Origin of the sequence: Shewanella sp. MMG014, from assembly GCF_018100775.1 — a bacterium.
Taxonomy (GTDB): domain Bacteria; phylum Pseudomonadota; class Gammaproteobacteria; order Enterobacterales; family Shewanellaceae; genus Shewanella; species Shewanella japonica.
This window is the reverse complement of sequence record NZ_JAGJDZ010000004.1, coordinates 283,739-298,983: the sequence shown is the minus strand read 5'-3', so window position 1 is coordinate 298,983 and position 15,245 is coordinate 283,739. Positions and strand designations below refer to the sequence as shown.

Genomic DNA, 15,245 nt, shown 5'->3' with positions numbered 1-15,245 from the left:
TGACTTTAATCTTAATTAACCGTTAGCCTAAACGCTCTGTTAACCAAGGCTGAACTAATGCTAGTGCATCATCAAGTTTCTCTGGTTGCGTACCGCCAGCTTGAGCCATATCAGGACGACCACCACCTTTACCACCAACTTGCTGAGCGACCATAGCAACAAGCTCACCTGCCTTCACTTTACCGACTAAATCTTTACTCACACCAGCAATAAGATTAACTTTACCTTCATTAGCAATACCAAGCACAATAATGGCTGAGTTTAGCTTCTGCTTAAGTTCATCTTGTAAACCACGTAATGATTTAGGATCAACACCTTCAAGCTTTTTAACAAGAACTTTTACGCCGTTTAGTTCAATGGCTTCACCAGCAATATCTGCACTAGCTGCAGCAGCTAACTTATCTTTTAGCTGCGACATTTCTTTTTCTAGTTGCTTCACTTTATCAAGTTGCGCTTTAAGCTTAGCAACAACTGAAGCTGAGTCAGACTTTAACAATGAAGCCGCTTTATCAAGTTGTGCTTGCTGCTCAGCAACATACTCCATTGCTGCAGCGCCAGTTACCGCTTCAATACGACGAATACCCGCCGCAATACCGCCTTCAGAAGTGATTTTGAACAAACCAATATCACCTGTACGGCCAACATGTGTACCACCACAGAGTTCAATCGAGAAATCACCCATAGTCACAACGCGTACTTCACTGTCGTACTTTTCGCCAAACAAGGCCATAGCGCCCTGCTCTTTTGCCTCATCAATACCCATCACAGCAGTTTTTAGCTGATGGTTACGACGGATTTGGGTATTAACCATATCTTCTACTTGCTTGAGCTCTGCAGCAGTTACGGCTTCGAAGTGCGCAAAGTCAAAACGTAAACGCTCAGGGTTAACTAAAGATCCCTTTTGATTTACGTGAGTTCCTAAAACATTACGAAGGGCGGCATGTAATAAGTGAGTCACCGAGTGATTTAACTGTGTACGGTGACGTAATTTCTTATCCACTTCTGCAGTGACTTTTTGGCCTACAGTCAATGTACCTGCCGTTAACTTACCTTCGTGACCAAATGCTTGACCGAAGATTTGTGTATCAGCAACTTCAAAAACATTTTCGCCAATTGAAAGTAAGCCTTTATCACCTACCTGACCACCTGACTCTGCATAAAAAGGGGTGTTATCTAATACGATTACCGCTTCTTGACCTGCTGCTAACGTCTCGACTGATTCACCACCAACATAAATTGCAGAAACACTGCCTTCACCGTTTAATTCGGTGTAACCACAAAACTCAGTTTCACCTTCGATTTTAAGACCAGTATTATAATCAGTACCAAAATTACCAGCAGCTTGTGCACGGCTTCTTTGCTCAGCCATCGCAGCTTCGAAACCGGCTTCATCAACGGTAATATCACGTTCACGACAGACGTCAGCTGTTAGATCCACTGGGAAACCATAGGTATCGTAAAGTTTAAAGGCTGTTTCACCATCTAAAACGTTAGTATCTAACTCGTTTAACGCAGCATCTAAAATACCTAATCCACGCTCTAGTGTTCTGGCAAATTGTTCTTCTTCAGCTTTTAACGATTTTTCAATAATCGCTTTAGCTTCAACCAAACTTTTACCCGCATCGCCCATGACTTCAATTAGGGTAGGCAGCAATTTAAAGAAGAACGTATCGGTTGCACCTAACTTATTACCGTGACGCACTGCACGACGAATGATACGACGCAATACATAACCACGGCCTTCATTCGACGGCATCACACCATCAGCAATTAAGAATGAACAAGAACGAATATGGTCAGCAATTACGCGCAGTGATTTATTTTCTAAATCTTCAACCCCAATAATCTCCGCCGCTTTTTTGATTAACGCTTGGAAAATATCAATTTCGTAGTTTGAGTGTACGCCTTGCATGATAGCTGCAATACGCTCAATTCCCATACCTGTATCGACTGAAGGTTTTGGTAGCGGTTTCATTTCACCGTCAGCTTGACGGTTGTACTGCATGAAAACGATATTCCAGATTTCAATGAAGCGATCGCCATCTTCTTCTGGTGTACCAGGGCGGCCGCCCCAAATGTGCTCGCCATGATCATAAAAGATCTCTGAACATGGACCACAAGGACCTGTATCACCCATTTGCCAGAAGTTGTCAGAGGCATAAGGAGCGCCTTTGTTATCACCAATACGAATAATATTTTCAGCAGCAACACCGATTTTCTTATTCCAGATTTCAAAGGCTTCGTCATCAGTATCGTAAATAGTGACACAAAGTTTTTCTGTTGGTAATTTCAGTGTTTGGGTTAAAAAGTTCCACGCATATGAAATGGCTTCTTCTTTAAAGTAATCACCAAAACTAAAGTTACCTAACATTTCAAAGAAAGTATGGTGACGGGCGGTGTAACCTACATTATCTAAGTCATTATGCTTACCACCAGCACGGACACAACGTTGCGATGTCGTTGCACGTGAATAACCACGATTTTCCAATCCTAGAAAAGCTTCTTTAAATTGGTTCATACCCGCATTTGTAAATAATAACGTTGGATCGTTATGTGGTACTAACGAGCTACTGTCGACAACTTGGTGTCCGTTGTTACCAAAATACGCTAAAAATGCGCTTCTTAATTCTGTGGTGGTCTGAAACATGAAATCGCCCTAAATGGATAAATTCTATTTATCATGAAGCTGAATATCAGCTTTAAATTGGCAACATTATATACTTAAACAAACTGAAGGTGCGAGATCCAAGCGTATTTAGATTAGCGATTTTCTTGCTATGAGGGGCGATTACTGTAATCGGTTAATTGGTTTTTAATAATCTGTGCCGTAATACGAGCTAAATGACGTCTTTAATGAAGTCATATCTTTATGCGCGGCGTTCGATCACATATGCCAATGAATAGAGCACTCACAAAAAAATCGCGGCCGACTCATGTCGACCGCGATAGTTATTTTCATTACTGTTAAAACGTGATTAGAACACTTCACCTGTTTCTAAATCGATGTTTTCATCCGACTCGGCTGGTGCCGCTTCTTTTTCAGTGCTTAATAGCATTTGACGTAAATTTGCTTCAATTTCTTCAGCTACTGCAGGGTTTTCAACTAGGTATTTACCCGCATTTGCACGGCCTTGACCAATCTTGTTGCCTTGGTAGCTGTACCAAGCACCAGCTTTCTCAACCAGCTTGTGTGCTACACCTAAATCAACGAGCTCACCAGTACGGTTAATACCTTTACCGTAAAGAATTTGGAATTCAGCTTGTCTAAATGGCGCTGCAATTTTATTTTTAACGACCTTTACTCGAGTCTCGTTACCTACGACAGCGTCGCCGTCTTTAATCGCACCTGTACGACGAATATCTAAACGTACAGAAGCGTAGAATTTAAGTGCATTACCACCCGTTGTGGTTTCAGGGTTACCAAACATAACACCAATTTTCATACGAATTTGGTTAATGAAAATAAGTAGCGTATTTGACTGTTTTAAGTTACCTGCAAGCTTACGCATTGCTTGGCTCATCATACGTGCGGCAAGGCCCATATGAGAATCACCAATTTCACCTTCAATTTCAGCTTTTGGTGTTAATGCTGCAACAGAATCGACAATGATTACATCAACAGCACCTGAACGTGTTAGCGCATCACAGATTTCAAGCGCTTGCTCACCAGTATCAGGTTGTGAACATAATAGGTTATCAATATCGACACCTAGATTTTTTGCATAGATAGGGTCTAGAGCATGCTCAGCATCAATAAACGCACACGTTTTGCCTTCACGTTGTGCTGCAGCAATAACTTCAAGTGTTAACGTTGTTTTACCCGATGATTCTGGACCGTAAATTTCAACGATACGTCCCATTGGTAAACCACCAGCACCTAAGGCAACATCCAACGAAAGCGAACCTGTAGAAATGGTTTCAACATCCATTGTGCGATCAGCGCCCAACTTCATGATTGAACCTTTACCAAATTGCTTTTCAATTTGACCTAATACAGCATTCAGCGCTTTCTCTTTATTTGGATCTGCTTTCATTCTCTTTATCCCTTTAAGGTGACTCAGTTCGAATAACGAACTTGGTAACGAATAAATTTGTCTGTTTCGTAATATGAGCTCAGTATACTGTATAATCATACAGTATCAATAGTTACTGTATAATTTTTTTCCTTTTTTTTACCTTACTATTATTTACACATTAAAAATCATACAGTTAATAACGAAAATATATTAATAACGATAAATAGTAGACAAACAAAACCACTGTATACAGTACTTCTAAGTTGGGTAAATACCTGAGTTTACAACAATAAGTATTGTTCAAAAAATCAGTAAACAAGGGCAAGACGGCATAGCATCGTTGCGATTCTATTGGGTATCAAATCAATTGTTGTTAAGATGACCGCCTATATTGACCCAGACTTAGCCTAATTCAAAATAAAGTAAGAGCAATCACTTAATGACCGTAAATGAAGACCCAAATTTAGAAAAGCACACTCCCATGATGCGCCAGTATTTAACGCTGAAAGCACAGCATCCTGAAATGCTGTTGTTTTATCGTATGGGAGACTTTTATGAATTATTTTATGAAGACGCTAAGCTGGCATCGGAACTGTTAGGTATCTCATTAACTGCACGTGGAAAAAGTGGTGGTAACGCGATTCCCATGGCAGGACTTCCCTACCACGCCGTTGAAGGTTACCTCGCAAAATTGGTTCAAATTGGTCAATCTGTCGCTATTTGTGAACAAGTCGGTGACCCTGCTACAAGTAAAGGACCAGTTGAGCGTAAAGTTGTAAGAATTGTTACCCCAGGTACCTTAACCGACGAGGCCTTACTACAAGAAAAGCAGGATAACTTACTTGCTGCGGTATATCAGGGTAAGAGTGGATTTGGCTACGCGACTTTAGATGTTTCGTCTGGTCGATTTGTTATTGTTGAACTTGAAAATGAAGAAACACTAGAAGCTGAACTGCAACGTACCAGTCCTGCAGAATTGCTCTACAGTGAAGATTTACTTGACCGCCAATTAATTGAAAATCGCAAAGGCATACGTCGAAGACCTGAATGGGAGTTTGATTACGATACCAGCATTCAATTACTTCTAGAGCAATTTGGTACCAAAGATCTTCATGGATTTGGTATTACAAATGCTAGGCTTTCGCTACAAGCAGCTGGCTGCTTAATGCAATATGTCAAAGACACACAAAAAACAGCTTTGCCTCATATTAATAGCATCACCATGTTTAATCAGGCTGATACTATCATTCTTGATGCTGCCACCCGCCGAAACTTAGAACTTACTATTAATTTATCTGGCTCACGTGATAATACCTTAGCTTGGGTACTCGATAAGACAGCGACGCCGATGGGAAGTCGTATGTTGCAGCGATGGATCCACCAACCGCTGCGTGACCAACAGCATATTAGCCAAAGGCAACAAGCAGTTGCTGAGTTAATTGATACGGGGTTATATGCAGACTTACACCAGCAATTAAAAGCCCTTGGCGATATCGAACGTATCATGGCGAGGCTAGCTATTCGCAGCGCACGCCCACGAGATTTTGCCCGTCTTCGCCAGGCGTTGGCTTTATTACCTGAAATTCAGCAAACTTTAGGTCACTGCCAACAAAGTGAACTCCATCGTCTAGCCAATTTATTAGGCGAGTTTCCAGAGCAGCAACAGCTATTGGAAAATGCGATTGTCGATAATCCGCCTATGCTTATCCGTGATGGCGGCGTAATTAAAGCGGGTTACAACGCGCAGTTAGATGAATGGCGTGGCCTAAGTGAAGGGGCATCTGATTATCTAGTACAATTAGAAAACCGTGAAAAAGAACAAACAGGCATCAATACCTTAAAGGTCGGCTACAACCGGGTTCACGGCTACTATATCGAAGTGAGTCGCTTACAATCAGATCAAGTTCCTTTGAGCTATCAGCGTCGTCAAACACTAAAGAATACCGAACGCTACATCACACCAGAGTTAAAAGAATACGAAGAGAAAGTGCTATCTAGTCAAGGAAAGGCATTAGCGATTGAAAAGCAGCTTTGGGAAGAGTTATTTGATTTACTTTTACCTAAATTGCATGAACTACAACTGTTTGCCCAAGCTGCATCCGAATTAGATGTGCTAAGCAACTTTGCAGAGCGAGCTGAAACACTGGATTATCATTGTCCAGAAATCAGTAATGACATTGGTATTCATATCGAGTCTGGCCGTCATCCTGTGGTCGAATTAGTTAGCCAAACACCATTTATTGCCAACCCTGTCACCCTCGCGCCTAAGCGAAGAATGCTTATCGTAACAGGGCCCAATATGGGGGGTAAGTCGACTTATATGCGTCAAGTTGCGTTAATCACGCTTATGGCTCATATAGGTAGCTTTGTACCTGCACAAAAAGCAATTATCGGCCCTGTAGATCGAATATTTACACGTATCGGCGCCTCTGACGATCTCGCTTCTGGACGTTCTACTTTTATGGTCGAAATGACAGAAACCGCTAACATTCTTCATAATGCTACAGAGAAAAGTTTAGTTTTAATGGATGAAATCGGTCGAGGTACTTCGACCTATGACGGTTTATCTCTAGCTTGGTCAGCAGCAGAGTATTTAGCTGAAAAAGTCGCAGCGTTAACCTTATTCGCAACCCATTACTTTGAATTAACCCAGTTGCCAGAGCAAATAACTGGCACTGCTAATGTACATTTAGATGCCGTTGAACATGGTGACACGATTGCATTTATGCACGCAGTGCAAGAAGGTGCAGCCAGCAAAAGTTATGGCTTACAAGTTGCTTCACTAGCAGGGGTACCAGCCCACGTCATAAAAGCGGCGAAACAAAAACTGCATATGCTTGAAAGTCGTGACTTTGCTAATAACAATCAAGTACCGATTCAAGAAGCATTAAACCTGACATTACCTGAACCCCAGTCATCTGCTGCAACAGACAAGTTAGCTCAGATAAATCCAGACAATTTAACGCCTAAACAGGCTTTAGATATGTTGTATGAACTTAAAAGGCTAGCTCAGCTTTAATACATCTATTTAAAGACTCAGTACAAAAAACGCTGCGATGATTTCGCAGCGTTTTTTATTCACTAACAGCATTGAGTATAGCCTGGTCACTTCTCTAATGATTTTAGGCTACTCGTATCAACTCCTTTCATGACTTCTCGCTCTAATGCATGTTGCTCAGCTAACTCATTACTCTTGGTCTGTTGCTGTAATTTCTGTTGCTCGATGCTCATTCTTACTTGGCGCTGTATTGATTCTTGCTCAGTTTCACACTGTCTAAATCCATCGGTCCAGCCTTGAGCATAATCCTGCTCCTGATTAAAGCGATTGACATCTTTTTTAAACTCATCAAACAAACTTCCGCCAGCCTTGTTACCGCTATCGCACCCATCCTGAAAACCATCGGCATAAGCTAGGGGATAACCTTGTTCTATCATTGTGTCTCTTGTGCTTTGACAACCAGTCAATATCACAACACATACAATACTGATAAAACTAATGACATTTTTATTCATTGTTTCTTATTCCTCGTTTTCAACAGACAATAAAAAAGGACATGATTAATGTCCTTATTCATTGAAAGCATACTAAAGCTTATTCCAACAAATTAGCTTCTGAATAACGCTTCAACTGACAAGCCTTGTGCACCTAAAACATCTTTCAATCGTTTTAAAGCTTCAACTTGGATCTGGCGGACACGTTCACGCGTTAGGCCAATCTCAGCACCCACATTTTCTAATGTAGAAGGCTCATAACCTAATAAACCAAAACGTCTCGCGAGCACTTCTCTTTGCTTAGTATTTAGCTCATTTAGCCAACCTACTATCGAATTTGATAGATCTTCATCCTGTACTTTGTAATCAGGTCCAACCGAATCATCATCAGCAATGACATCTAATAAGGCTTTATCATTTTCGCCGCCTAATGGCGTATCTACAGAAGTGATTTTTTCGTTTAGCTTTAACATGCGGCTTACATCGCTAGTAGAAACATCTAACGTATCTGCGATTTCTTCAGCCGTGGGCTCATGATCTAATTTTTGAGCCAATTGTCTTGCGGTACGAAGGTACACGTTAAGCTCTTTAACGACATGAATAGGTAAACGAATGGTGCGAGTTTGATTCATGATAGCGCGCTCAATGGTCTGTCTTATCCACCATGTCGCATAAGTTGAAAAACGAAAGCCTCGCTCTGGGTCAAATTTTTCGACCGCGCGAATAAGTCCTAGGTTACCTTCTTCAATAAGATCAAGTAACGCTAGTCCACGGTTGTTATACCTTCTGGCAATTTTAACAACTAAACGTAAGTTACTTTCTATCATGCGGTTACGAGATTTCTCGCAGCCTTTGAGTGCTTTACGTGAAAAGAAGACTTCTTCTTCTGCACTAAGCAAAGGGGAAAAACCAATCTCACCTAAATATAGTTGAGTGGCGTCAAGATTCTTTTGCAAATCATCTTGAACTTGTTGGTCGATATCGGGTTGCTGTGCTGTTTTGGCTTTAGTTCCTGCCTTTAGTGCAACCTCTTCTGGTTGTTTAGCTAAATCCATAAGCTCTTCTGCTACTGCAGCGTTTTGTTTCTGGCTCATATGGTGCTCTCCCAAACCTGATAAAATTTAAGTATCTACTGCACTTGCCTATCCTCCGTTTTGATGTGAACTAAACAGTTAGCGTTTAGGTAAATAATTTAATGGGTTAACTGACTTACCATGGAGACGGATCTCAAAATGTAACATCACCTGGTTTGCCCCTGTGCTACCCATTTTCGCCACTGTCTGTCCTGCATTTACATATTGTTTTTCTTTGACCAATATTGCATCAGCATGGGCATATGCACTTAAAAAATCTTCGTTATGCTTAATAATGACTAAATTACCATATCCACGAAGTGCATTGCCGGCATAAACCACTCTTCCATCAGCTGCGGCTTTAATAATATCACCGCGAGAACCCGCAAGCTTAATGCCCTGATTCCCCTGTTGAGTGGTAGAGAAATACCCTATTATTCGACCTTTATTCGGCCAATTCCACTTGCTTACTTTATCTGGCAAGCGTGAAACAGGATTTTTCGCTACTTGTACCGTTTTTTCTTGGGTAGTTTTTACAGAATACGCAGGCTTTGCTTTGTGATCAAGCTCTTTTTTTGTACTATTTTTATCAGCACTAGTGCTAGCCTGTTTTGTAGCTGTAGTTTGTTTTGCCACAGGTTTCTTTGCAGGCTTAGGTTTACTGTTCGCTATAGCAACCGGTTTAGCTGACGTTTTGCTAGGTGTAGGCTGATAGAGTTTCAGTGTCTGCCCGGGGTAAATTGTGTAAGGTGCTTTGAGGCGATTATATTTAGCAATATCGCTAAAATCCTTGCCTGCCCCCCAAGAAATTGAATACAAGGTATCGCCACGTTTTACTTTGTAAGTGCCGGTGGTGATCGAGCCTTTATTGTATTTCGGCCCAGCAGAAGCCGAAATGCTACTCACAGGTGCTGGAGTATGAGCTTGAAAACTACAACCCGTAATTGAAAGCAATATGAAAGTGATTAAAACCCAATTGTGATACTTCAAGCATGTTCTCCAAAATGATAGGAAATATCACCCTAATTAAGCGAGTTCGCCATTAATTAATGGGACGAATTTTACTGCCTCAATAATCTGTGAACTGTACTCATTCCCGTGACGAGTAATTTTTAATAATTGCTGGGAGTCTTCTCCAACAGGGATCACTAATACACCGCCTTCTGATAACTGCATCAATAAAGCTTCTGGCACTGAAGCTGCAGCAGCAGTCACCATAATGGCATCAAAAGGAGCTTTGTTCTGCCACCCTTTCCAGCCATCACCGTATTTAAAAGAAACGTTATGCAAATCTAAACGCTTTAATCGCTGCCGAGCTTGAATTTGCAACGCTTTAATTCGTTCAATAGTGCACAGTTGCGGCACTAACTGAGCCAATATCGCAGCTTGATATCCTGAACCTGTGCCAATCTCCAACACTTTGCTAGGATTATGTTGTAACAACAATTCAGTCATTCTTGCGACAATATAAGGCTGAGAAATCGTTTGTCCTTGCCCAATGGGTAAGGCGGTATTCTCATAAGCTTTATGCGCCAAAGCGCCATCTAAAAATAGCTCTCTTGGAGTATTAGACACGGCTTGTAAGACGGCATTATTACGAATCCCAGCTTCGTGTAACTTTCTCGCTAAATTAATGGCAACTGTTGAGGCTACCTGGCTCATAGTTTATTTATCCAGTTCTCTAAACCAGCAAGCTGATTATATGCAGTTAAGTCGACAGTTAACGGAGTGATTGAAACAAAACCTTGCTCTACAGTACCAAAGTCAGTGTCATCACTCGCATCTTGTTCTTTACCTGGCGGGCCTAACCAGTATATATCTCGCCCAGCAGGATCTTGAGCTTTGATCATGCCTTCAGCTTTATGTCTCGAGCCTAGGCGAGTCACACGTATGCCTTTGATTTCTTCTACAGGCAAGTCAGGGACGTTAACATTTAAAATTTGATCATTATTAATGGGATGTTCAAGCAAGCCTTGTACAATTCTAGCCGCATAAATTGCAGCACTTTGATAATGTATCAGCTCTTTACCAACTAAAGACACAGCAATGGCAGGCAGTCCTAAAAAGCGCCCTTCCATCGCTGCTGCCACTGTGCCTGAATATAATGTGTCATCACCCATGTTTGCGCCTGCATTAATGCCAGATACGACAATATCGGGTTCATTATCACATAGCTCACGAATTGCTAAGTGAACACAATCGGAAGGTGTGCCATTAACCGCAATATACCCATTATCTAAGTTATTAATTCTTAATGGGTTAGTCAAGGTCAAAGAATTACTCGCTGCAGAACAGTTACGATCAGGAGCGACCACTTTTACCTTCGCGATTTTAGCAAGTTCAACAGCAAGGGCTTTTATACCTGGAGCCGTTACTCCATCATCATTACTAACGAGTATATTAATCACTTTGTCGACTCTTGCGCTTTTTGTAGGTTTTCTACTTGCATTGAAGCTTGCATTTGTTGTTCAGCAACCCTTTGCTGACGTGCAACTTCCTGCACATCTTGATAATCCAATAACTCTCGTAAAACGGAGGTTGCATAGCTACCTGCAGGTAATATGAACTCTATGAACAAGGTGTCTTGCTCAAAACGATATTTCAATGCTTGCGGTTTTAACAGCATAGGCCGTCTTTCTTGCTCTAACCCAGCTTGCTCTAACCCTTGTAGATCGTTTGTTAGTGCTATTAACGCAGCTTGCTCAACATTAGCGGCATCAGCTTGAGGGAGTATGCTACCTCTTCCCCATAACGGCGCCGATAACTGAATATCATTACTTGATAATCTTGCTAATGTTTCAGGATCCCATTTATCTGTCACAAAGAAACTTTTACTCCCCGCAAGCATGACGCAATCTCCTGTCAGAGGAGCAATACTATGATGGTTTAATCGATAAGACACCACTTGATTAAACACATTAGAGCGAACTGCCGAAAGATACATACTGCGCTTTTTTCGATCTTTTACTTTTTTTCCTGCTAGCATTTGCTGGCCAAAAATCAAATTCTTACCTTGATGACCAAAGCGCTGTTCCCCAAAATAATTAGGGACACCAGTTTGCATTACCTGTTGAATACGTTTCTCAAGCTCAACCTTGTCACTGACATTGCGCAGGGTGAGTTCAAAACGATTTCCAAGTAATGCCCCAATACGCAATTTTTTACTATGGCGCTGACTAGATAATATGGTTAAGCGAGGGGTATTTTCTTTATTCGCTAAGTCAGCTTCATTCGCCTTTACATCATTATTATCTTTTGTTGAAAGAGACTGCCAGTCAGGGGTTTCTTTTCCCGGAATTCTGACTCCGAACCATTGCTCAGTAACGGCGTTTTTATCTTTTTGGCCCGCGTACGTCACTTCTTTTTGATGAACTTTAGCGAATTTAGCCAAGATTTCAGCCACCTGATTGGTATTCAAGCCCTCTTTACGCACATGGATCATATGATGCTCACCTTCACCTGTTGGACTGAAAGGGAGCATTTCTTTAACGATAAAATCACTGTTTACAGTACGTAAATCAGCTTTACATGCAGGCTTACCAAAAAGGTAATGTAACGAACTCATGATATTTTCTCTAACTCATTGGGGTTGTAAGTTGAACGGCACTTACAAGAAAATGGTTTAACTATTTTTGTGTCATTAATACAACTGACTCAACGGCTATACCTTCTTTACGACCTGTAAAACCTAACTTTTCAGTCGTAGTCGCTTTAACATTAATATTCTCAACATGCGTCTCTAAATCAGTCGCAATACACTGACGAATGGCTTCAATATGAGGTAGCATTTTAGGCGCTTGAGCAATAATAGTGACATCAAGGTTGCCAACAATAAATTGCTTCTGCTTTGCGAGATTAAAGCAATGTCTTAATAAAACACGGCTATCAGCCCCTGCAAATTCAGCATCGGTGTCAGGAAAATGCTTACCAATATCTCCAAGCGCCATAGCGCCTAAAATCGCATCTGAAACAGCATGCAGCACAACATCACCATCTGAGTGAGCAATTAATCCCGTCTCATAAGGTACTGTGACACCGCCTAAAATAAGTGGTTTATCTCCACCAAACTTGTGTACGTCAAAACCATGTCCAATTCGTATATTCATCATTATCACTTTTCGTTAATGTTTATGCGTATAGGTTTATCAAGCTTATTTGCTGTTGATATGCGCTAAAAACAGCTTTGCAAGTTGCAGATCATCAGGGTGAGTCACTTTAATATTGTCAGCTCTACCGTTGACCAAGCCTGGGTTCACACCAGCCCACTCCATTGCACTGGCTTCATCTGTAATCGTGATATTTTGCTCAAGTGCTGATGATAGATGTTGTTGCAACTGCCCTGCTGGGAATAGCTGTGGCGTCAATGCATGCCATAAATTATCTCGGCACACGGTTTCTGCAATTGACTGACTCGATGACTCACACCTTTTCATGGTATCTCTTACCGGCATAGCCAAAATAGCGCCTTGTGGAAATTGCTCTCGAGAAGACAGTAATTTATCGATATCAGTTTGGGTTAAACATGGTCTTGCTGCATCATGAACCAATGCCCATTTAAGCTGAGTGCTGTGATCATTTTTACAGATAGCGCTAAGAGCGGCGAGCACAGAATCAGCTCGTTCATCTCCGCCGATAACAGTCGTTATCTTTGGATGTTCAGCCTGAGACAATGTCTCAAAGAATCGATCGTCAGGATGCAAAGCAACAATGACTTCACTGATATCATCATGAGCGATTAAGCTATCTAAGGTGTGGGCTAAAATACTTTGCTCACCAAGTGATAGATACTGTTTAGGAATAGTGGCGCCCATTCTTGCGCCAATGCCAGCTGCCGGCACAATGGCAATCACATCTGATGTTACAGACTTCATCATTTTTTTACTGACCAAAGGTAGAATTATTACGAGGGTTATTACCTACGACACGATAGAAAGTTTCTCCTTCCTTTACCATGCCTAGCTCATTGCGAGCACGTTCTTCAATTGCTTCAGTGCCACTTTTAAGATCAATAATCTCTTCTTTAAGCACGAGGTTTCTTGCAATAAGTTTATTATTACTTTCTTGTTGGCTGGCAATTTGCTTTTGCAAATTCATATACTGAGAAAGGTTGTTCTCGCCTAACCATAGTCGATACTGCAACAAGCCTACTAAGATAAAAAGTAATAGTAAAAGTCGTTTCATATAGTTGGTTTTCGGCGAAATTTAAAAATAATAGTAATGCTATAGTACAACAAAAAAGGCCACCTAGTGGTGACCTTTTTAAGATTTAGCTAAGATTTGAAATTAAGCTTGGCCTTTCACTTCTTTTAAACCGTTATAAGGTGCTTTTTCACCTAGTGCTTCTTCGATACGAAGGAGTTGGTTGTACTTAGCCACACGATCACTACGGCTTAATGAGCCCGTTTTAATTTGGCCTGCAGCAGTACCAACAGCTAAGTCTGCAATCGTTGCATCTTCTGTTTCACCACTACGGTGAGAAATAACGACAGTAAAGCCAGCATCTTTAGCCATTTTGATAGCAGCTAACGTTTCAGTTAACGAACCAATTTGGTTAAATTTGATTAAGATTGAATTAGCAATACCGTTGTCGATACCGCGCTTCAAAATTTTAGTATTTGTCACGAATAAATCGTCACCAACTAATTGGATTTTGTCACCTAACAATTTAGTTTGGTGTGCAAAACCGTCCCAATCAGACTCGTCAAGACCATCTTCAATTGAAACAATTGGGTATTCTTTCGTTAGATCTTGTAAGAAGTAGTTAAACTCTTCTGAAGTGAACTTTTTACCTTCACCTTTAAGGTCATAGATATTTGCTTCTTTGTCATAAAACTCAGATGCGGCACAGTCCATCGCTAGTGTGATGTCTTTACCTAACTCGTAACCAGCATTCGCTACAGCGACTTTAATTGCAGCTAATGCTGATGCATTAGATGGAAGGTTAGGTGCAAAACCACCTTCATCACCCACTGCAGTTGAATGACCGTCAGCTTTTAAGACTTTCGCTAGGCTATGGAATACTTCAGCACCCATGCGTAAACCTTCACGGAAGTTAGCAGCGCCAACAGGCTGAATCATAAACTCTTGAATATCTACTGAGTTATCAGCATGCTCACCACCATTAATGATGTTCATCATTGGTAGTGGCATAGAGTAAACACCAGGCGTACCGTTTAAATCAGCGATATGAACATATAAAGGTACTTTCTTTGATGCTGCAGCAGCTTTAGCCGCAGCTAAAGACACAGCTAAAATAGCGTTAGCACCAAATTTAGCTTTATTTTCAGTACCATCTAAGTCAATCATGATTTGGTCAAGTTCAGCTTGAGCCAATGCATCTTTACCTTTTAGTGCATCTGCAATTGGGCCGTTTACCGCTTCAACTGCTTTTAAGACACCTTTACCTAAGTAACGTGCTTTGTCGCCGTCACGTAATTCTAATGCTTCACGTGAACCAGTAGATGCACCTGATGGTGCAGCAGCCATACCAAAAGAGCCATCATCAAGATGTACTTCAGCTTCTACTGTTGGGTTACCACGCGAATCCATGATTTCGCGACCAATGACGTTAATAATGTTAGCCATAATATCCTCGATATATGTAAGATAAAATTAAAATAGAAAATCAATACCAATAATCAGTAACATTAATCTAAATAATGAA

Annotated in this window: 13 protein-coding genes; 1 reads left to right on the top strand and 12 read right to left on the bottom strand. The window is 41.1% G+C overall.

Annotated features, from left to right (window positions below; all coding sequences use genetic code 11):
* Nucleotides 1–22: 22 nt before the first annotated feature.
* Nucleotides 23–2,647 (bottom strand): alanine--tRNA ligase, encoded by a 2,625-nt coding sequence (alaS, locus tag J8L86_RS08805; RefSeq protein ID WP_055023780.1) that lies wholly within the window; start codon nt 2,645–2,647, stop codon nt 23–25.
* A gap of 328 nt (nt 2,648–2,975) precedes the next feature.
* The gene (gene recA / locus J8L86_RS08800; RefSeq protein ID WP_055023779.1) at nt 2,976–4,034 is read right to left on the bottom strand and encodes a recombinase RecA; all 1,059 of its coding nucleotides are present in this window, start codon (nt 4,032–4,034) and stop codon (nt 2,976–2,978) included.
* A gap of 421 nt (nt 4,035–4,455) precedes the next feature.
* Here recA and mutS point away from each other — a divergent pair, with 421 nt between their 5' ends.
* On the top strand, nt 4,456–7,035 hold the full coding sequence (gene mutS, locus J8L86_RS08795; RefSeq protein WP_211029920.1) for a DNA mismatch repair protein MutS: 2,580 nt from the start codon (nt 4,456–4,458) through the stop codon (nt 7,033–7,035).
* 86 nt (nt 7,036–7,121) lie between these two features.
* On the opposite strand, the gene J8L86_RS08790 is transcribed toward mutS, so the two are convergent.
* The 10 genes from J8L86_RS08790 to eno form a co-directional block, all read right to left on the bottom strand.
* On the bottom strand, nt 7,122–7,529 hold the full coding sequence (locus J8L86_RS08790; RefSeq protein WP_055023777.1) for a hypothetical protein: 408 nt from the start codon (nt 7,527–7,529) through the stop codon (nt 7,122–7,124).
* 92 nt (nt 7,530–7,621) lie between these two features.
* A complete protein-coding gene (gene rpoS / locus J8L86_RS08785; RefSeq protein ID WP_055023776.1) occupies nt 7,622–8,602 on the bottom strand; it encodes an RNA polymerase sigma factor RpoS in 981 nt (326 codons plus the stop codon).
* Nucleotides 8,603–8,680: 78 nt separating this feature from the next.
* The gene (locus tag J8L86_RS08780; protein ID WP_065108620.1) at nt 8,681–9,571 is read right to left on the bottom strand and encodes a peptidoglycan DD-metalloendopeptidase family protein; all 891 of its coding nucleotides are present in this window, start codon (nt 9,569–9,571) and stop codon (nt 8,681–8,683) included.
* 36 nt (nt 9,572–9,607) lie between these two features.
* On the bottom strand, nt 9,608–10,243 hold the full coding sequence (locus J8L86_RS08775; RefSeq protein ID WP_055023774.1) for a protein-L-isoaspartate(D-aspartate) O-methyltransferase: 636 nt from the start codon (nt 10,241–10,243) through the stop codon (nt 9,608–9,610).
* The gene (gene surE / locus J8L86_RS08770; RefSeq protein WP_055023773.1) at nt 10,240–10,989 is read right to left on the bottom strand and encodes a 5'/3'-nucleotidase SurE; all 750 of its coding nucleotides are present in this window, start codon (nt 10,987–10,989) and stop codon (nt 10,240–10,242) included. The genes J8L86_RS08775 and surE overlap by 4 nt, the downstream gene beginning before the upstream one ends.
* Nucleotides 10,986–12,146, bottom strand: a complete 1,161-nt coding sequence (locus tag J8L86_RS08765) for a tRNA pseudouridine(13) synthase TruD (protein WP_211029918.1) — start codon at nt 12,144–12,146, stop codon at nt 10,986–10,988. The genes surE and J8L86_RS08765 overlap by 4 nt, the downstream gene beginning before the upstream one ends.
* Nucleotides 12,147–12,207: 61 nt before the next feature.
* Nucleotides 12,208–12,687: a 2-C-methyl-D-erythritol 2,4-cyclodiphosphate synthase gene (ispF, locus tag J8L86_RS08760; protein WP_055023771.1), complete on the bottom strand. Its 480-nt coding sequence runs from the start codon at nt 12,685–12,687 to the stop codon at nt 12,208–12,210.
* Nucleotides 12,688–12,732: 45 nt separating this feature from the next.
* Nucleotides 12,733–13,455, bottom strand: coding sequence for a 2-C-methyl-D-erythritol 4-phosphate cytidylyltransferase (gene ispD / locus J8L86_RS08755; protein ID WP_065108772.1), 723 nt, complete (start codon nt 13,453–13,455; stop codon nt 12,733–12,735).
* A 4-nt stretch (nt 13,456–13,459) separates the two neighbouring features.
* Entirely contained in the window at nt 13,460–13,762 is a 303-nt protein-coding gene (gene ftsB / locus J8L86_RS08750; protein ID WP_055023769.1) for a cell division protein FtsB, read from the bottom strand.
* A gap of 102 nt (nt 13,763–13,864) precedes the next feature.
* Nucleotides 13,865–15,166 (bottom strand): phosphopyruvate hydratase, encoded by a 1,302-nt coding sequence (gene eno / locus J8L86_RS08745; protein ID WP_055023768.1) that lies wholly within the window; start codon nt 15,164–15,166, stop codon nt 13,865–13,867.
* Between the last annotated feature and the right edge of the window lie 79 nt (nt 15,167–15,245).

Excerpts from the sequence above, each read along its gene's own strand:
- alaS (WP_055023780.1), bottom strand. The coding sequence starts at position 2,647 with ATGTTTCAGACCACCACAGAATTAAGAAGCGCATTTTTAGCGTATTTT.
- recA (WP_055023779.1), bottom strand. The coding sequence starts at position 4,034 with ATGAAAGCAGATCCAAATAAAGAGAAAGCGCTGAATGCTGTATTAGGT.
- mutS (WP_211029920.1), top strand. The coding sequence starts at position 4,456 with ATGACCGTAAATGAAGACCCAAATTTAGAAAAGCACACTCCCATGATG.
- J8L86_RS08790 (WP_055023777.1), bottom strand. The coding sequence starts at position 7,529 with ATGAATAAAAATGTCATTAGTTTTATCAGTATTGTATGTGTTGTGATA.
- rpoS (WP_055023776.1), bottom strand. The coding sequence starts at position 8,602 with ATGAGCCAGAAACAAAACGCTGCAGTAGCAGAAGAGCTTATGGATTTA.
- J8L86_RS08775 (WP_055023774.1), bottom strand. The coding sequence starts at position 10,243 with ATGAGCCAGGTAGCCTCAACAGTTGCCATTAATTTAGCGAGAAAGTTA.
- J8L86_RS08765 (WP_211029918.1), bottom strand. The coding sequence starts at position 12,146 with ATGAGTTCGTTACATTACCTTTTTGGTAAGCCTGCATGTAAAGCTGAT.
- ispF (WP_055023771.1), bottom strand. The coding sequence starts at position 12,687 with ATGAATATACGAATTGGACATGGTTTTGACGTACACAAGTTTGGTGGA.
- ispD (WP_065108772.1), bottom strand. The coding sequence starts at position 13,455 with ATGATGAAGTCTGTAACATCAGATGTGATTGCCATTGTGCCGGCAGCT.
- ftsB (WP_055023769.1), bottom strand. The coding sequence starts at position 13,762 with ATGAAACGACTTTTACTATTACTTTTTATCTTAGTAGGCTTGTTGCAG.
- eno (WP_055023768.1), bottom strand. The coding sequence starts at position 15,166 with ATGGCTAACATTATTAACGTCATTGGTCGCGAAATCATGGATTCGCGT.